Origin of the sequence: Aureimonas phyllosphaerae (assembly GCF_900113065.1) — a bacterium.
Classification (GTDB): domain Bacteria; phylum Pseudomonadota; class Alphaproteobacteria; order Rhizobiales; family Rhizobiaceae; genus Aureimonas; species Aureimonas phyllosphaerae.
This window is the reverse complement of record NZ_FOOA01000038.1, coordinates 1-18,609: the sequence shown is the minus strand read 5'-3', so window position 1 is coordinate 18,609 and position 18,609 is coordinate 1. Positions and strand designations below refer to the sequence as shown.

The 18,609-nt window shown below is 62.0% G+C and carries 12 protein-coding genes and 1 pseudogene; 6 read left to right on the top strand and 7 right to left on the bottom strand.

What is annotated here, in order from left to right; genetic code table 11:
- Nucleotides 1-244: 244 nt before the first annotated feature.
- Both BM175_RS21580 and BM175_RS21575 read right to left on the bottom strand, forming a co-directional pair.
- A complete protein-coding gene (locus tag BM175_RS21580) occupies nt 245-637 on the bottom strand; it encodes a type II toxin-antitoxin system VapC family toxin (RefSeq protein ID WP_244546117.1) in 393 nt (130 codons plus the stop codon).
- The gene (locus BM175_RS21575; protein ID WP_139224759.1) at nt 637-933 is read right to left on the bottom strand and encodes an AbrB/MazE/SpoVT family DNA-binding domain-containing protein; all 297 of its coding nucleotides are present in this window, start codon (nt 931-933) and stop codon (nt 637-639) included. The genes BM175_RS21580 and BM175_RS21575 overlap by 1 nt, the downstream gene beginning before the upstream one ends.
- Before the next feature lie 297 nt (nt 934-1,230).
- On the opposite strand from BM175_RS21575, the gene BM175_RS21570 reads away from it, so the two are divergent.
- Both BM175_RS21570 and BM175_RS21565 read left to right on the top strand, forming a co-directional pair.
- Nucleotides 1,231-1,830, top strand: a complete 600-nt coding sequence (locus BM175_RS21570; protein WP_090966800.1) for a recombinase family protein — start codon at nt 1,231-1,233, stop codon at nt 1,828-1,830.
- Between the two features lie 325 nt (nt 1,831-2,155).
- Nucleotides 2,156-2,740 (top strand): hypothetical protein, encoded by a 585-nt coding sequence (locus BM175_RS21565; protein WP_139224758.1) that lies wholly within the window; start codon nt 2,156-2,158, stop codon nt 2,738-2,740.
- 52 nt (nt 2,741-2,792) lie between these two features.
- Here the strand turns inward: BM175_RS21565 and BM175_RS22510 are convergent, their stop codons facing one another.
- The 3 genes from BM175_RS22510 to BM175_RS21555 all read right to left on the bottom strand — a co-directional run bounded on the left by BM175_RS22510 (nt 2,793) and on the right by BM175_RS21555 (nt 7,730).
- Nucleotides 2,793-3,227 carry a hypothetical protein gene (locus BM175_RS22510; protein ID WP_139224757.1) on the bottom strand — a complete coding sequence of 145 codons (435 nt, stop codon included), beginning with the start codon at nt 3,225-3,227 and terminating at the stop codon, nt 2,793-2,795.
- A 298-nt stretch (nt 3,228-3,525) separates the two neighbouring features.
- Nucleotides 3,526-5,469 (bottom strand): UvrD-helicase domain-containing protein, encoded by a 1,944-nt coding sequence (locus BM175_RS21560; protein ID WP_090966796.1) that lies wholly within the window; start codon nt 5,467-5,469, stop codon nt 3,526-3,528.
- Nucleotides 5,466-7,730 carry an ATP-dependent nuclease gene (locus BM175_RS21555; RefSeq protein ID WP_090966794.1) on the bottom strand — a complete coding sequence of 755 codons (2,265 nt, stop codon included), beginning with the start codon at nt 7,728-7,730 and terminating at the stop codon, nt 5,466-5,468. Before BM175_RS21555 ends, BM175_RS21560 begins: the two co-directional genes overlap by 4 nt.
- Nucleotides 7,731-7,928: 198 nt before the next feature.
- Here BM175_RS21555 and BM175_RS21550 point away from each other — a divergent pair, with 198 nt between their 5' ends.
- The 4 genes and pseudogenes from BM175_RS21550 to BM175_RS23395 all read left to right on the top strand — a co-directional run bounded on the left by BM175_RS21550 (nt 7,929) and on the right by BM175_RS23395 (nt 14,754).
- Nucleotides 7,929-9,251: a metallophosphoesterase family protein gene (locus BM175_RS21550; protein WP_210185825.1), complete on the top strand. Its 1,323-nt coding sequence runs from the start codon at nt 7,929-7,931 to the stop codon at nt 9,249-9,251.
- Nucleotides 9,251-12,724, top strand: a complete 3,474-nt coding sequence (locus BM175_RS21545) for a YhaN family protein (protein ID WP_090966789.1) — start codon at nt 9,251-9,253, stop codon at nt 12,722-12,724. Before BM175_RS21550 ends, BM175_RS21545 begins: the two co-directional genes overlap by 1 nt.
- 171 nt (nt 12,725-12,895) lie before the next feature.
- Complete coding sequence (locus BM175_RS21540; protein WP_090966787.1) at nt 12,896-13,939, top strand: FRG domain-containing protein; 1,044 nt, start codon at nt 12,896-12,898, stop codon at nt 13,937-13,939.
- 33 nt (nt 13,940-13,972) lie between these two features.
- Nucleotides 13,973-14,754, top strand: a pseudogene (locus BM175_RS23395) (IS5 family transposase).
- A 193-nt stretch (nt 14,755-14,947) separates the two neighbouring features.
- Here the strand turns inward: BM175_RS23395 and BM175_RS21530 are convergent.
- Together BM175_RS21530 and BM175_RS23390 are read right to left on the bottom strand one after the other, a co-directional pair.
- A complete protein-coding gene (locus tag BM175_RS21530) occupies nt 14,948-15,958 on the bottom strand; it encodes an AraC family transcriptional regulator (protein WP_175526969.1) in 1,011 nt (336 codons plus the stop codon).
- Nucleotides 15,959-16,100: 142 nt separating this feature from the next.
- Complete coding sequence (locus BM175_RS23390; protein ID WP_139224756.1) at nt 16,101-18,527, bottom strand: flagellin N-terminal helical domain-containing protein; 2,427 nt, start codon at nt 18,525-18,527, stop codon at nt 16,101-16,103.
- Nucleotides 18,528-18,609 lie beyond the last annotated feature (82 nt).

Sequence of the window (18,609 nt, the reverse complement as noted above, 5' to 3'; positions counted from 1 at the left end):
AAGGCAACCTCGACCAGCTACGCCTCTACACCAACGAGCTGATGCACGAGAACCTTGCCATCTACACAAAGCTCGGATGGGAGGAATACGATCGTGCCGAACAGGACGGCTTCCGTCGCGTGTTCATGCGCAAGCGGATTGATCCACGCCCTGCTGGAACACCGACCGAATAGTCTCGTCAGGGTTTGCAGTTCGTCCGCTTCTCGCACACGTCCTCAGAAAGCCGACGGTCGGGAAACCACCCTTAGCGGAATTGCTCCACCTTCAGCCCAAGCTCGCCGGCAACCCTGGACCAAGCTTTGTCGGCCGTGACGACCGGCACCGCGAGCTTCAGTCCGAGCGCCAGACAGGCGCGGTCTCCGTGGCTGAGCCCAAAGGCTTTCGTGACCGCGAACATGCCACCGGCAGAAACCGCTAGGTCGACGTCGAGCGCATGGATGCGCAGCCCAAGGGCCAGGACCAGCTCCCGCGCCTCGTCCTGCGACATGCCCGTCTGGCAGAGCTTTGAAACCGTCTCTTGGATCGTGAGAGCCGAAGCCGCGGCCCCTTGATCGATCCAACGCTCTACCTTCGCGGCACCCCGCTCGGAAAAGGCGTAGGCCAGGATCGCGGACGTATCGATGACGCAGGCGCTCACTAGGCTGCATCCTCGGCGTCCGGAGTGATCCGCTCGATCTCCTGCTGCGCCTCGACCCGCTTCTCGGCCAGGAACTCATCCACGACACTGACGCCGGGTTTCGCATATCGCTTGGCGATAGCCTGGGCGCGTTTGCGCCGGAGCTGCGCCGTGGTCAACGTGATCTGGTCGCCCTCGGCTTCGATGATGACCCGATCGCCCTTCTGAAGCCCAAGAGCCCGACGCAACTCGGAAGGCAGGATGACGCGCCCGTTCTCCTGCATGGGTAGCTCGTACACCTTCAATGCCGCCTCCAACTAAAGACTGCGAACGATCGATGGAACCCTGTGAATGAATAGGCACCCGCAATGTTCAATGATACCCAATGTATATGTTTAGACCTAGCAGCCGCAATAGGGTGTTGAATGGCTCGCTGCGCTCAAACCCGTCTGCCTGGACCGGTTGGAAGCCTGAGGCGTTGGCGGTCGTTTTCGACCCTGCGCCAATTCGAACGGTTATGAGCAGGGGCAGAGCGACATGCTCGAAAATAGGCTGTCGTGCGTATCGAGCATGCTCTATAATTTTCGTACGTTTCCGAGCGGTTTCGAGGTCCGATGTCCCGCGTGTTTGCCTATGTCCGCGTCTCCACCAACGGCCAGACCACCGAAAACCAGATCGGCGAAATCCGCGGCGCCGGCTTCGAGGTGCATGCGCGCCGCGTCGTCTCGGAAACCGTGTCGGGGTCGCTCGCCGCGAAAGATCGGGAAGGCTTCGCCAAGCTTCTCGATCGCATGGAGGAGGGCGACGTTCTCGTCGTTACCAAGATGGATCGCCTCGGCCGCAACGCCATGGACGTTCGGGCGACGGTCGAACTCTTGGCTGGCATGGGCGTCAAGGTCCATTGCTTGGCGCTGGGCGGGGTGGACCTGACGAGTTCCACAGGCCGGATGACGATGAGTGTCATCAACGCGGTAGCCGAGTTCGAGCGTGACCTCTTGATCGAGCGAACCCAGGCTGGTCTGATCCGGGCCAAGGAGCAGGGCAAGGTGCTGGGGCGCCCCGCCAAGCTGACGGCTGAGCAGAAGCGCATGGTGGTCGAGCGGATCGGGGAGGGGGCTTCAATTTCCGCCTTGGCCCGGGAGTTCGCGGTGAGCCGCCTGACGATCCAGCGGACCCGTGACGGAGCAAGGCAACAGGATCAAGTAGCGCCATAGCCTGCTCTATGGCACCACGCTATGCCCCGTCAGCTCATCACAACCAATGGCTTGCCGCGCCGATCGGCGCCGAAACCCCTCGCCGATCTACGAGGGAGATGGCGTCGATATTGGTAGTGGCTCGGGAGCACGTCGTCGGCCGCCTGACGATCAAATGCGCCTGGGACGAAGCGTACCCCTGGCAGCATTTTTGAGTGCTTGCTCTGCAGACAGCGAATCGGAGAGTATCGTCGTTATGCCCAGACATTACATCCATGGGGGCGCTGCGGATTTCATTGTCTCCCAGTGCCTCGACCTGTCGACGATCATAGAGAACGATGGCGTCATGCCGCCGGTGCTGTTCCGGGATTTTAAGAGCTTGACCGCCTGGAAGAACCAACATGACATGGCGATCCAGCGTGTTGGGAACAGGCGGCTGACGTCGGTCGTCAGGATCCGAGGCTATTACAGATGCCTCAACAGCGGTCTCAACACGCTGCTTCCTTACGATCAGCTCTGGGCTCGCGCTTCCTACCGGTCCTACGCATCAGCTATGAAGGAGTTGTCGCAATCTGGCTTTAACATCGCCGGCTCCGACATGATCGGCGTCCATGCCGATCATGTCATCAACCGTGCAAGACTGCTTCACCTGCCGCATACCTGGGTCAAGCTGTTTCCGGTGGAGGCGACCTCCAATGCACCGTTCGGCAATATCGAGAGGCGCCTACCGGCAATCGTCTTCGTGGACGATCAGATCCGGTTGTCGCCGATCCTGTTCCTGAAACTTTACTGCGGACGCATCCCGATCGACGTGAACGATCTTGCCGCCACGCTCGCCGACATTCGCGGCCGCCTTCTAACCGCGAACGCCCACATCGCCACCCTTCTGCACGACATGGAACGGGACGCGCTGCGCTTTTTGCCGGCCTAAGATTGATGACCAACTCGTAGAAAAAGGCCGGCTGAGTTACAAAACTCCTCGCTTAGGCTCGGTACAGTCCCTTCGTTAATCGGCATCCGGCTTGGTCGCCTTCAAGAGGGAATACAAGCATGCGGCTGAACTTGAGTTCGTCATAGTTCCTGCAAACAATGCGGATCGCGGTCGATAGGTCGGCTGCACTCTTTCTCCATGAAACCACGCGAAGCTGGTTTAATGGCTTGCGTATTCCACGCCGCCCGGCACCAGCGCCGAGTTGGACTAGAAGCTCATCGAATAGCCAATAGTCGAAATGGCGGTTTGGCATACGATCGAATGTCACTCCGAAATCTCGAAGCTTTCCTCTATGATCGAGAAGGTCGAGTTCTTCGATTGCCTCATGAACGAGTTCCCGAAGCTCCTCCGCTCGGGTGCGCTTCTTACGTTTGAACGGTAGGTTCAGCGCGAAGAGATGATCCTCAAACGTCGATCGGCGGGCCATTTCTTGATGATTCCCGGGTTGATTTTGAGTGGCAGACCGCCCGCCATCCGAGCAGAGAGAAGATTACAGCGCTATGGGCTACGAGGTGCCGATCGCGTTCTGAGCCACCCATTCTGACTGGAAGCTCAACACCGACCGTTGCGCTGCCCGAGATTGCTACTGCCGGACTCAACCCAGTTCCGCATCAGAAGCTGTGAAGGGCAAAGCGCTCGCCCCCCACCAGCCGTCTGTAACGACGAAAAGCCTTGTACAGCTTCTGCAATAACAAACTGAGCGGGCGTTCGAAATACGCTTTATTTTATGCGAGCGCTTCGTCCGTGAGAATTGCTTCGTGAGGGAAAATGTTTGAAGCGCGGACGCGCTCCTCTGCCAAGGCTGGATCGTCAGAGAAATAAACGACAACCAAATCCTTAAGGGCTCTCGTGCAGCAGACGTAGAAGAGACGCCTTGTCCGATCGACTGCGGTCGGTTTTTGCTCGGCAATGTTCTCAAGATCTCGCTTGGATAGGGGTTTGACGCCAAAATACTTATCGTAGGAGAACTGCACATGGGTCCCTTCATCGTCGTCGAGGACAACTAGCACGCGCTCGAACTCAGCGCCTTTAATCCCTTGCTGCGTCGAGAAGGGAGACGATTGCCTGATGTATGTCCTGTACCCGCGGAACTGGCGAGCTGGGCATGCTAGGTAGCGGTCCATGGCATCGATCTCTAGCGAAGCCGACTCTTCGTCCTCGCCTTCCTCTTTCTGCTCCGCATCCTCTGCGACGTCCTCCTTCCTAGGAAGTGCTTCGCCGATGAACGCCGAGATACGTGGATCGAATGTTGTGAGGTCGTTCTGCGCCAAATGGATGAGGACGTCACGAACTGTGGCTTTGTCGTCGGACATCATAGCCACGAGTTCCGCAATCGCAGCGCGCAGCGAAGCGAGAAGGTCGGCGACTTTCGACTTGGACAGCGCTTCGCGCTGTAGCCGGGGGCACGACCTGCGCAAAAGCGATATCGTCTCGAATTCGTTGCCGACCTCCATGGCCTCAACGACAGGCAGAACGAAATTGACGAAGGGCTTAAGTGGCCATGAAGTTGCTTCGAGGAAGCCGTCGCTAAACGCGCTCGGCGCCTTGTCGTTCATAGCGGCATAAAGTTGGCCGAAACCCAAGCGGTTGGCCGCCATTCGATGCACGATGACCAACAACTTGAAGTCAGCATCGGGGCCGTCCGCCCAGCAGGGATCGCCCTCCTCGTTCGAGACCAGACGTCGGACAGCGGCAATTCTCTCATCTCGATTGCCATCTGCCGGCAGCACGAAGATGCGCGCCGAGCCTTCGACAGGAAGGGGCGCTCCTCCGGCCGGGTTCTGCACCACGCGCCCTCCAGTCTGCACGAGGTCGTCACCGTCGCGCCGAATGGCATTTGCCACGGCTAGCACTTTCGTTGGACACCGGAAGTTCTCTTCCTTGGCAATCGCCTCCCAGCCTTCCTCGAGCGAGATGTCACCGATGCCAGTGGCGTATATGCGTTGCATGGGGTCGCCGAAAAAGCCGAGGCAGAAATCGGCCCCAGCCTGTGCCGCTACCGCTTTGAGAGCCTCCACGACGATCGGCTGGGTGTCCTGGCTTTCGTCAACAAAGACAATTGGGAACTGCTGGGAAACCAAGGTCCGGAACAGTGGGCGCTCCACCATAAAATAGGCGGCCATGCGGATGATGTCGTCATGGCCAAGTACGCCACGGGGATAATCGCTTCCCGTCCCATAGTTGAACGTCGCCACCTTCTCGACAATAGGGATCGAGGCGGCGTACCGGTCAAGGTCGTTGCGGTTCTTGAGGCGCGTACGCTCCTGGACACGAGGTCCGAAATTGGCAGCCGTCGCCTCGAGTTCCGCGATGCGCTCATCGATCCGACGGATCACCCAGGCTTTGATATCCGTCTGGAAGGAGCGCGTGATCGACCACAGAAAGCTATGGATGGTCGAGACGTGCAGCAGCGGATTGTTGCCTACATCGGCCCAAAGTTCGGCGGCAGCTACCTCCGTATAGGTGATGCAGGCGATCCGTCTGCGGCTGCGCTTGAGCTCCTGGCCTCGCATTTGGATGGCGGTGGCCAGCGCCTTGACCAAAGACGTGGTCTTGCCTGAACCGGCTCCCGCTACCATGACGAAGCCACGCTTCTCCTTGCCAGCGAGGCTGGCCTTGACGTGCTTGTCGGCCTCGGTGTCCGGCTTGTCGATCCGCCCACCGCTCATTCAGCTTCGCCCTCGACGGCCTCTACCGCACCGACGATGGCCTCGGCCTCCTGCACCACCTCAAGATCAACCTGTTCGGCCAACCAGCTAAGACCATCCCTGATGTACTTCGGAGTCGTCCAGCCCTCCGTGCCGGAGGCCATGATTTCCAGCGCGAACTTTGTCTTGTCGAAGTGCTTGCCACCAACTCGCTTGTGTAGGCCTTCCGCAAGTGCCGCAACGTCTTTGGGAGCCTTCTTGAGCTTCAGGCCCACGTCCTTGCGCTCGATGGCTTGGCACCATTCAGCGTTCTCGAGACCAAAAGCCTCTTCGAGCGTGCGACCGCACACCGAGATCGTCGCGCCACCCCAGGCGACGTCGGTGGCAACTTGGTATGCCACCAGAACCTTCGCCGGTTCGGACCCGATGATATGAGCTGTTTTCTCGGCTGCGTCCGCTTTCAGCAGATCGCCTATGAGCCGTTTCTTGGGCAGCCACTTGATCAAGGTCTGGTTCGAGGTCTCAGCGTTTTCCACTGAGGGCAGGCAGGCCTTGCCGTATCGCTTCTTCGCTGGCTTTCCCTCCTCATCGTCGGGAACCTCGAACTCGACCTCCTCGTCCTCCTCCGCATCCTCGTCGACTGGATCTGGGATCAGCTTGGCGGTCACGCTGTCGATGTCCGTAACAATCAGTGTTGTGATGCCAAGGAATTCAATCAGTTCTTTGAATCGATGGCCAAAAGCGCCACTGACTTCAAGGATGCAAAGCGATGCGGACCGAAGCGTCGGCGCTTCTCGCTCGATCATGATGGGCATGAGGAGCCGTTCTACGTTACCTTCCACCAAGACGGCAGCATCTGCAAAGAACAGGTCGCAATGAGTGAGCTTCAGATAGCGCTGCAGAAAATGTCGGTCCCTAGGTGCCTCCCCAGCCTGAAATGCTGAGAGATTAAGGACATGTGTGGTTTGCTCGCCATCAGCGTGCCGCCGAAAATATCGGATCGGAGCGAAGCCTCGCTCGTAGAGGATGTGCGGCGAATGGGTCGTCATCACAACCTGGCTGTTGTGGGCGCTTTCTCCGTCCTCCTTAACAAGGCTTAGCACGTTCCGGATGAAGACCTGCTGCAATTGGGCATGCAGGTGCGCCTCGGGCTCCTCGATGAAGATCAGGTGTAGCGGTGCGCGCTTCTCCTCCTCGGCCTTCCACTTCCCGTGAATGTCGAGAATCTCGACCACCATGTAGATCAAGTTCTTAAAACCCAGCCCATTGTAGCTGTCGGGCAACCGCGCGGCGTCGTCGCCGTCGCCGAGCACGTAATGGATCTTGGCGTCTTGGCTCATTACCGTTGCGGGGTTGAGCGCTGACTTGATCTCGAGCCGTGGATTGTTGAGCCCAGGATAGCCGAGAGTGGCAATACGGTCGAGCGTGTCCTTGAACACGTCCTTGAGGTGGTCGTTAAGCCCCACCTCGGAATTGAAAAGCGCCCTGAGAGCGGTGTGGTCTTCCTCCCTTTGGGTAAGGTTGCGTTCGTAGAACCGGCTCAGCCGGCGGGAAAGGTCCTCGGACCGGCCCGAACCGCCTTCGGTTCTCGACGCCGGATCGGCGAGATGGCGTTGGGCGTTCAAACAATCGACCCTAACGAGCGACTTGAGCACAGCAGCTCCGCTTACCTCGCCAGCCAGGGGAGCGGGGCTGTAGCCGATTTCTTGCACCAAAGCGGGGTCGAACCGCGCGCGATCCAATACGCTGTAGCGAAACTCGAACTCGTGGTGGAGTTCCTTCTCGAGGTAATCAGTCAGCGACTTCGGCCAGGGCTTGTAGTCGCCAGCCTCGTTCGGCAGCGCAGCAGCCTTTTCCGTCACCGCGGCCTTGCGCTCCCTGAAACGCTTCAGCAGTTCCGACGAAGAGCGCGCAGCCAGCTCCACCCGCATGCCAACCATGCTGCCTTCCCATGCCGTGCTCGGCAGTATCGGCATCACAAGGTACAGATCCTCTGCGTTCACCTCGAACCATAAATCCAACACGATGGATGGAATTTCGGCAGTAGCGTCACCGGCAGGGTCAGCCGCCTCAAAAGCGTTGAGCTGCTTCCAGGTGTGTGAACTGAAGTCAAATAGCGTGAATCGGTCCTTCGAGCCTGACAGGAACATCATTACGGCTTGGGTGGCCGACGTTTTGCCACTGTTGTTGGAACCGACAAAGATTGAGATGTCCGATGCTAACTCGATATGCGCGTCGCGAAGCCGGCGAAAATTCTTCAAACGATACGAATGGAGATGCATTATTGGGCGCTCGGATGTAATGCTTGCGTGGCGATGGCATCACAGCTCATCAAGATAGATCTGTCACCGTCTCTGATCGCGGCTAGCAGATATTCGGCATATGGTCCCCTCAGTCCTCGCCAGCGTCGTCTGCGTATCGCTGCTCCGCTAACGGCTGAATTCCTATAAGCGTGAAAGCCACCAAGTCGGCATCGCCCCGTGCTCCAGCCGACTTTAGGTCATGTGGGCTGTAGCACGCTAGCTGAAGTCGCGCTAACGTTGTGCGCTATGCTATCGCCCCTGACCTTCATTCACGCCGCCGACATCCATCTCGACAGTCCCCTGCATGGTCTGTCGCGCAAGGACGAGGCATTCTCGCAGCTCGTACGTGGGGCGACGCGAACTGCGTTTGCCAGGGTCGTTGACCTCGCCATTGAAGAGGGCGCTGCCTTCGTGGTGATCGCCGGCGATCTCTATGACGGCGCCTGGAAGGATCAGTCTACCGGCCAGTTTGCGGTCGCGCAGCTCGCTCGGCTGACGCGTTCCGGTATCCGTGCGGTCATCTCCTTTGGCAACCATGACGCCGAAAGCCGCGTCACCCGGCATCTGACGCCGCCCGAAGGCGTCTACATGTTGGCGAATGCAAGGTGCGAGACTGTGCTTTTCGATGATCTCGGCGTTGCCATTCACGGCCGCTCCTACAAGCAGGCTGCCACCACGGAGAACATCGCAGCTACCTATTGCCCACCAATAAAAGGATTGCTTAACGTCGCTATGCTCCATACCGCGCTCGATGGGCATGAGGGCCACGCGAACTACGCGCCCTGCTCACTTGCCGAGCTTCAGGCGGCAGGACATGACTACTGGGCGCTTGGCCACGTCCACGACCATGTCGTGCGCTCGACGCATCCGCATGTCGTCTTCGCCGGCAACACGCAAGGACGGCACGTTCGCGAAACCGGTCCGAAAGGCGTCGTCGTGGTGCGCGCTGTGGATGGAGCGATCACCAACGTCGAGCATCGGGCGACCGACGAGATCCGTTGGGCAAATCTGCGGGTCGATGCTAGCGGCGCGGGTGATACGATCGAAGCCCTTACCGCGATCCAGGGTGAACTTCGCCCGATCGTAGCAGCAGCCGAGAGACGCCCGGTCGCGGCGCGCGTTTCCGTCGTCGTCAATGCAGCACTCGCAAGGCGACTCCACGCTGATCCGTCCTTCTTCGAAACGGAAGTGCGGGGCCACGCCGCAGGCGTTTCCGACACGCTCTGCATCGAACGGGTGAAGGTAGCGGCGCGTGCAGAAGCGGGCACCGATGGTCTGCCGGCGGAACTTCGCGATCTCCTCAACCAGGCGATGACCGACCCGGACTGTCGCCGCGCGATCGAGGCCGCTATCGCGCCGCTCATCGGAAAGCTTCCGATGGAAATTGGGGACGCTGAGACTACGCCACTCATCGCCTTCGCTAGGACCGGGAACGGCGAGGCCATCGCCGGGGCTGCACGCAGCCTCATAGAGGCTCGGCTTGGGGGAGCCACGGACTGATGCGTTTCCGGAAGCTCGAACTCATCCGCTACGGGGGCTTTGCCGATCGCGTCTTCGACTTCGGTGAGGGCGGGCCGGATCTGCATTTGGTGGTGGGACCCAACGAGGCCGGCAAATCCACCGCGCTTGCCGCGATCGGCGATCTTCTGTTCGGAATTCCCGGTCAAAGCAGCCAGAACTGGCGCTACGACTATTCCCAGCTCAGATTGCGCGCGCTGATCGAGCACGACGGCGAAACGATCGACGTGACGCGGCGCAAGGGCAACCGGGACACGCTGTTGCAAGCAGATGGAACGCCCTACACGGCAGACCCACTAGCCGCGCTTCTCGGCGGTTTGGACCGGACGGCATTCGAGCGGATGTTCGGTCTCGACCACACGAAACTTCGCCGCGGCGGCGAGGGGATCCTCAGCGGCCGAGATGACGCCGCACGGATCACGCTCGAAGCCGGTACCGGCCTTTCGCATATCGGAACCGAGCTGAAGAAGCTCGAAGAGGCCGCGGTCGCGCTGTTCAAGCCGGCGGGTCAGAACCCACCCGTCAACCGCTTGCTGCGCGAGCGCACCGAGGCGTTGGGTCGGGTCCGCCAATCTTCCATTGGCGATGCCGACTGGACGAAGGTGCGCCAACGCCGGACGGATGCCGAAATGCGGCGCCAGGCGCTGATCGAGGAAGCGGAAGCGATGAGCCGCGAGCAGGCGCGGCTTGATCGCATCGCGCGGGCGCGCGCCCCCTTCGCTCGGCTGAAGGAAGCGCGACGCGAACTGGACGAGCTGCGTATTGTTCCGGACATGGCCCCGGACGCCGGCGAGCGCTTCGCCACGGCGAAGGCCGAGCGCGGCACGCTCGCTGCGCTGGTGACGCGGGTCGAGGCCGATATCGCGCGTGTCGCGGCTGTGATCGACGCCATTGAAGTGCCGGGTCCTCTCATTGCCGAACGCGCGGCGATCGAAGCGTTGGATGAGCGCCGCCCGGTGATCGCCACGGCAGCAATGGACCTAGAGCGCCGACGCGCCGAACTGGAGCGTATAGACGCGCAGATTGCCAGTGCACGCGCCGAGGCGCACCTCAGGGACGGAGTTGCGCTCCCGACGGCCGGCTGGCGCCGTCGCGCGGTCACGCATTTGGACGCGCGCCGCGATCTGCGCCAACGCGAGACGATTGCAGGCAAGGAGCGAGCTAGAATTGCGGTCGCTCGCGCGGAGGGCGCGACCGAACTCGCTCGACTGGGCGATTTCCTCGATGCGGGAGCCGTGAACGAAGCCTTGGCCACTTTGCCGATGGACGCTGAGAAGAGGCTCGGACAGGCGGAGAAGGATGCCGCGCGGAGGCACATACGCGCGAACGGCCATCTGGAGGGCCTTCGTCCATGGGCGGGCACGGCGGCGGTGCTTGCGAGGCTGGAGCTGCCGAGCGCCGCGGAAGCTGGTGAAGCGCAGAGAACGATCGATACGGCGCGAAACGAGGCTTTCGCTGCGCGCAAGGAAGCAGAGGCTGCGGAAACGACCGCGATCCGCGAGAAGAGCAAGTTGGCGACGATCGGAGCCGGCGATACGCTGCCGACACCAGATGCAATTGCGGCACAGCGTGCCTCCCGCGACCGGGTGGTCGATGCAGTGCGTGAACGTCTTGCGTCCGAGCGCCGCACCGACGACGAGGCTACTGGACACGCGCTGAGGGAGGCGGTCGCCGAGGCCGACCGCCTCGCAGATCGACGGGATGGTGAAGCCACGCGTATCGCCGAACACGGGCTCGCCGTCGTGGCCCTTGCCGAGGCCGAGGAATTCCGCGCCGCAGCGGAAACGCGACGGAGCGTGTGGACCGCCGAGTTAGAACGGGCCGAGGCTGAGTGGGCCGCTCGGCTCGGCGCGCTGGGGTTCGAGAGACCGATCGTTGCCGCTGATTTTGCAAACTGGCTGATGCAGCGGACGGCGGCCCTCGAAGCTGGGCGCGAAGCGGCGGAAGCGCTCGAGACGCTGCAAGAGTTGCGAGCCGCGACCGAGCGCTCTCGAAGCCGGATCCGGCAAGCGCTGGCAGAAGCCGGTGGCGGCGGAGTGGCGACGGATGATCCTGGGCTCATCGAACGAGCTCGCCGTTTTGCCGCGCTTTCGAGCGAGCGAGCCACCGCGCGAGAACGTATCGTTCGTGAGATGGTGGTGATCGATCGCGCTGGGGTGGAACTCGAACTGGAAGAGAAAGTCATCGACGAGGAGCGTATGGCTCTCGATACAGAAATCGGTGCCCTCGCGGAGGAGGCGGGTCTTGCGGAGACGAGCGGCGAAATCGCGCTGGTGGACGCTCTGGCTGCGCTCGAAGGGATCGCCGAGGAGACCGCGACACGTGAAGGCGTGGCTCGCCAGATCGTCGGCATCGAGCGCGACCGGATCGCGTTCGAGGCGGATCTCGACACCGTGCTCGGCGCGCTCAGGCAAGCTCGGAAAGGGAGGGCGGTGGACCAGGTGCAGACGCTTGCCGCTGGGCTCGACGATGCTATTCGCGACACCGAGGAGTGGGACACGCAAATCGGTGAACGCACGCGGCTCACAGAGGAGTTCGCGCAGACGAAGGCCCAACTCGACGCCGCCGAAACTGTGATCGGCGCGCTGATGCGAAAAGCGGGGGTCGCCGACGAAACGGCCCTTGATCAAACGATCGCAAAGGCCGATCGCCGGGCCTTCCTGCGAACGGTCGAGCGCGAAGCGCTCGTGGAACTTGCCGGTGCTGACAACAATGCAGGACTCGATGCGCTAGCTGTCGAGATCGCCGAACTGTCCGTCGAGGAAGAAGCGGCGGCCCGCAGCCGCATCCAGGATCGCCGACCGAATCTGGCCAGCGAGCGCGAAGAGGTTGGGCGTGCCCTCAACGCTGTAGAAGAAGAAATGGAGCGTGCCGCTAGCGACAGCGCTGCCGCCAACGCGCAGCAAGAGGCGACGGAAGCGGCTCATCAGCTTGCCGAAGTGGCGGAGGAGCATGTGCGGACAGCTTCGGCCGCCGCCCTCTTGCGGTGGATGCTCGATCGCCATCGGGCCACCAATCAGGCCCCCCTCATTGCGCGGGCTGGTGCCCTTTTTGCCAAAGTCACCGGCGGAGCCTTCGTAGGTCTCGGTGTTGGCTACGCCGCGGACGACAGGCCAGTCATCCTCGCCCGACGCGCCGATGGTGCTGAAGTCGGTGTAGAGGCCTTGAGCGAAGGCACCCGCGATCAGCTGTACCTAGCGCTGCGCCTTGGGACGATCGAAGGCCGGTCCGGAGCAGCGACGCTGCCAGTGATCTGCGACGATCTCCTAATCACTGCTGACGACGCACGAGCCGCCTGCCTGTTCGAAGTCCTTGCGGCCGCTGCTGCGCATACTCAGGTCATTGTGTTCAGTCACCACGAGCATCTTATCGAGGTTGCCCGAAAGGCGCTCGGTGCGGGCGGCCTCAAGCTGCAACGCATCGTATCCAACCTCGATACGACTGCGGCCGCGTAGGACCCTGCCGATATCAACTCAGCGTTTGTCGCAATAACCTTCGTTTTCAGGAAGCGACTAGGGCCGGTAATCGCCTGACCCAATCGAGGGCGGCGGCGAGACAGAGGATGGGCTCTATAATTTCACTCGCGAGTTGTGCAAGTTGACACGAACCCTAACCGTGAGGCCCCCATGCCCATAATCGAGATTCCTCTGAAATCGACTGAGGAAGTTCTGCTGGCGATGCAGTTCGGCCCGACGGCGGCTCAGGCGGGACGCGACAACGCTCCGACCTGGCGTGGCGACATTCGGAGGCATTGGGTTTTTCGGGGGCATGGCGATCCTTCGTGGACCATGCAACCGAAGGCTTGGCGAGCTGACTATCTCCAGAAGCAGGAGGAGATCCGCGGCAACATTCAGGGTGTCATCGACCGGTACTTGCCTTCACCGCTCTTCGAATTCTCCCACGACGCGCATATGCAGCACTTTGCCTACTTCCTCGAATATCGCCTGTCGGCCTATTTCGCCCGACATGCGTCGCAGCTGGGCCTCCTCGAGACATCGCGCTGGCATCACAATTCCGATCCGGCCGACGCACTTGCCATTGGCGGAGAGCTTAGAAAGATGGGCGACGATCTAGGGGAGTATCTCGCTACGCTCTCCATCGCCCAGCACTACGACATCGCGACCCGCCTTCTGGACTTTTCATTCAACCCCATGAAGGCGCTGTCATTTGCGATCTACGGGATGCAAAGGGACATCCATCAGGTTGCGGTATTCGCCCTAAACATCAATGAAATGCCGTATGTCGATCTGAAGACGAAAAACGACGGAAATTTTCTCGAAGATGACAATAAATGGTCTAAGTACATTGCGCCATACTCCTCCAATCGCAACATATTTGCGCAGGAGGGGCTGTTCATCACGATGCTGGACCCAGGCCATCATTATGGCATCAACGGGAAATTCCCGACTTTGGAGGACGCCTACAAGCGCTCTGAAGACCCGATCCTGTACAAGCTTGTGGTAGATGGCTTCGACCTAATTGCCGATGTGCGGACGATGCTGATCCGCCTGCAATGCACTCCAGCTGACCTCATGCCTTCGCTCGACAACTGTGCCAAGGCTGCACAGTTGCGTCTCGAGACGATCGTGGCCCTGGAGCACGGTCCAGCGTCGGATTTGTCATCGGGCAAACTAGGTCCTGTTGACATAGTGGGTTCAAGGATGGGCTGAGGTCTGATTCAAGGCTGCCTTTTGGAGGCAGCTTTGGCGCGAGGCGACCTGACGGACGCGGAATGGTCGGTGATCGGTGTGCTTTTGCCGAGCGAGCGAGGTCGCAAGGCTCGCCCGTCCCACGACAATCGGCAATTTCTCGACGGTATGTTGTTTGTCTTGCGGGCCGGGTGCCCATGGCGCGACATGCACGAGCGCTACGGCAAGTGGAATTCGGTCTACGTCCGGTTTCGTCGCTGGGCCGAACAGGGCATCTGGGACGCGCTATTGGAAACGCTGGTCGAGTTGGGGCTGACCGGCGACTGGCAGCACATGATCGACTCCACCACGGTTCGCGGCCATTCGCAGGCCGCGGGCGCTAAAGGGGGATCTGTTCGCAGGGCTTTGGTCGAAGCCGCGGCGGCTTTACGACGAAGGTCCACGCCCGCGCAGACGGTCAGGGGCGCCCTCTTGGCTTCGTGCTGACGGGCGGCGAAGTCTCGGACTACAGGGCCGTTCCTGCCCTTCTCGCAATGCCGGTTGCAAAGCCGCGCCTCATGCTGGCCGATAAGGGCTATGACGGGGACGAGGTGCGTCAGTCGTTGCTGATGAGGGGCGTCATGCCGGTGATCCCGCCCAAGGCCAACCGTCGAACACCGGCTGCCTGCGACTTCCGCCAGTATCGCGATCGCAACCGCATCGAGCGCATGTTCAACCGCCTGAAGCAGGCCCGCCGCATCGCCACACGCTAGGATAAGACGGCGGCCTCCTTCATGGCCTTCCTCTGCCTGGCCGCCTCACGCATCTGGCTCAAGGACTATGTCAACAGGACCTAGTGTCTGCTTCTGATCTTCGAAGCCCCAAACCGGACCGTCGGCTGTCCACCCAGCCGAGACGATCAACGCCGGGAAAGCGGACGCCTGAAAGCGGCCCATCCGCTTTCGACCCTTCCAAGACGCTAGGCGGGTACCTGAGCACGCTCCGAAGCGGACACTCCGCAGGAAGGCAGCCGGTTAGGTGGAGCGGACTTCAGTCCTCCAAACTCAAGATCCACGCCGCCAATGTGCTCCCCATGCTGGGCGCCTCCGGTCGCGCAAAGCCCGCTGCCGCCTCGCTTGGCAGAAGGCCGAACCGGGCCCTGAAAGCGCGGCTGAAGCTCTTCTCGTCGGCAAAGCCGCATTGATAGGCGACGCTGGACACACGCGGCCTGGCGCCCGGCATCGTCATCAGTCGCATGGCGTGGCGCAGCCGCCGCTCGCGGATATGGGCGTGAACCCCGCCCTCGCTGGCAAACTGGCGGTAGAGCGCCGAGCGCGACAGGCCGAAGCGGGCGGCAATGGCGTCGGCATCGAGACCTGGAGCCGCGAAGTTGCGGCGGATGAAGTCACGGATGTCGAGCCCGGTTCGGATGTCGCGTGCCGCCTTGGGCGTCGGCCGGTCCTGCGAACTCGGCAGGCTGGCAGAACACAGCGTCGCGGCAACCTGTGCGATCTCGCTCATGTCGCCGGGGGGAAGCTCGCGCAGGCTGCCGACGAGCTCGCGCACGAAGCCGAAGAAGATCCGGGAGGCGGCGTCCCGTTGATAGTCGAAGCTTGTCCCATGCAGATCGCTGAGATCGTCGGCTCGCGGCAGGAGAAGCGCGCGGGGCAGCACGATGTTCACCGCATCCACCGCCTGATCGGAAGCCACCGCGACGGGCTGCGACAGATCGTAGACGAGGGCCTGCCCTGGCCGGGTCATTGAGACCCCGCGCTCCGTCCTCGTCCGGCTGCGTCCGGTAGCGTAGAACTGAATGAGGATGTGATCGACGCCCTGGTCCGCGATCTTCGACGCCGAGCGATCGAGGTTTTGCGCCGGCGCCTTCACGTCGCCCGTCAGGAGGGCGCCGAGATGGTAGCTGTTCATGCCAGGGATCTTGGACAGGTCCGTTTCGTCGCGACGGCTGAGGTCGAAGAACGGCGCGACATGCCCGCTCCACTCGTACCACAACGCCGAGGGCTCCTCTGCGGGGGCGAAGCGGTTCTCGAATGGCGCAGTCATGCTCACGGCTGGCAGCGACGATCGTGTTACGGCTAATGGTCGTGCGCGATTTCTAGTGGGGCAAGCCGCTCTTGCAAGAGCTATTGTCGCTCGACCGCCAAACCGTTCGAACACGTCCGTGTCAGCCCGCATGGGCGTCCCGCTACCGGAACAGCCGCAACACGTCCCTGGCCGAGCGGTTGATCATTGAAAGCGCCTGGACGCCGAGCTGCTGCTGGACCTGAAGCGCCTGGAGCCTCGTGGACTCGGCATCCATATCGGCATCGACCAGGGCGCCAACGCCCTCGTCGATCGAGTCCATCAGCGTGTCCGTGAAGGACTTCTGCGCGTCGATGCGCGCGGCGACCGTGCCGAGGTAGGCAGCCGAGGCTGTGACCCCACTGATGGCCGAGTTGACGACACCAAGATAGGCGGCGAGCACCTTGTTGCGGTCCTCTCCGCTGGCGACGCCGAGCGCGGCAAGCGCCGTGTCGGACACGTCGAGACGATCGACCGACATGGTGGGGCCGCCCTGCGAGACGGCGACTTCACCAATCGTCAGGGGCTGACCCAGCTGCCCGAAGAAGCTCAGCTTGTCGGCGTCGGCCGGCGTCGAGCCGAGGGCGGTGGTGACGCCCGTCACGCCGGCTCTCGCCAGCGCGGCGTCGACCACGCGCTTGTAGTCGGCGGCGGACGCCACCGCGCCCCCGGCCTGCGGCCCCAGCACCGTCTCGACGAGCGCCCGGTCGATCGAGACCGCGCGCGCCGCGCCCGACCCCGACCGGACGGTGAAGCCGAGCGTGTCGTTCCCATCCAGCGTGAAGGCGCTGAAGGCGCCGCCCGCAAGGCGCGGCGGCTGCGTGACGAGGCCGAGGCCCGTCGTCGTAACGACCTTCGCCGCGCCCGCCGCGTCCGAGAAGGCGATCGATTCGACCGCGACACTCGATCCCGCGCCCGTGGTGCCAGCGGTCAGCACCAATTCGCCCGCGCCCGTGCGCGAGGCGGCGTAGGCCCCGGCGAAGGCGGTGTTGAGGTTGGCGACGAAGGCGTCGAGCGAGGCGCCGGCCGCGACCGTGTAGGGGCTCGCCACCCCCACGAGCTTCACCGACACGCGGTCGGTGGCGGCGAGCCCGCCCGGCCAGGTGAGGACGCCGGTCTTGACCGAGGCGGCCTTCGAGCCGTTGATGCCACTGAGCGGATCGACGTTCCTGATGACGCTTCCCGTCGCGGCGGACGAGCGCACGACGACGTCGGTGATTGTGAACTGCGAGGCCGAGCCGGTCACGCCGCTATGGGTGAAGGCGACGTCCGAGCCCGAGCCCGCCGCGACCGTGACGTCCGGCACGGTGCCCCAGGCGGAGGCGAAGGCCGCCTTGTCGAAGGTCGCGGCATCGGCCACCGTGACGTCGCGCGTCTGCACCGCACCGGACGGGCCGAGGCGGTAGCTGACGGTGATGACGTCGCCGTTCGAGAGATGGGATCCATCAAGGCTGGCAGTCAACTCCCCGCTTGTTGGGACACGACCTCCAGTTGACTGGACGACGAAATCACCATTCCTCGGTCTCCACATTTCTATTCTTGAAACTTCGCTGGGAAGATAATTTGCTATGATTCTGTCACCAGCTCTCTCAAACTGAACGTTGTAATTGTTTTCTATCGATCCTCTGTTTAGACCGGAAACGTATCTATCGTAGTCAGCACCCCTTCCCAAACCGGAGTGGAGGTTAGCTTCACGACCGCTCGTAAAGTATATAGTCACCCTCACTTCGTACCCACTTTGGGTTGGAATTATCACTGGATTGGAGAGCGATTGGCTTTGGGTTTCGAGACCCAAACTGCCCGGGCTTCCTTCAAGAGGAAGTGACGGTGCTGCCCCTATGACGACAGTGGCGTTCATGGCGCCGAGCTCTCCGGACGCACCGGCCGATGTGCCGGTCGTCGCGGTCAGTCCGGCATCTGTCTGATTGCCCCGTGTCTCGTGCTGCCCGCCGATCGCCAGCGCCTTGCCGTCCGCCCCCACCAAGGTCCTGCCGCCGCCCAGCAGACCGCCCCCGCTCGGCTGCGCACGGTCGAACAGCGCTAGGTTGCCGGCATCCACCTTGATCGCACTGATCGTGACCGCCCCGTTCGCGTCCCGCCCAACCGAAGCGACGATCTCCCGGGTCGAGGCGTACGTTGCCGATGACGAGTTCACGGCCAGCCAGTTCTCGCCCGACATCGTGGCGGTGCCGGCGATGGCGCGAAGCTGCTGCTGAAGGGCGGCGATCTCGCTTTGCAGCGCGCCGCCGTCGGCACCCGGCTGCCCCGCCGCTGTCAGCTTGGCTTTCAGCGTGTCGAGCACCTCGCGCGCGCTGTTGAGCCCTTGATAGGCCGTTGCCACCGTCGCAGCGCCAAGGTTCAGCGTGTCCTTGACCGCCGACAAGGATTTTCCCTCAGATCGCATCCCTGTCGAGATGGACCAGTAGGCGGCGTTGTCTCTGGCCCCCTCGATCTTGAGACCCGTCGACAGACGCGACTGTGTAGTGTTCAGCGCCGCGACGGCCTTTTGGAGGGACCGCAGTGCGGAGTTTGCCGAGCTGACCGAGGACATGAACGCACCGAACACGGGTTCAGGCTCGCCCTGGCTGCCCCTGGACAAAGAGCCGCTGACGATCCTGCTTCTTGCTGTGGCT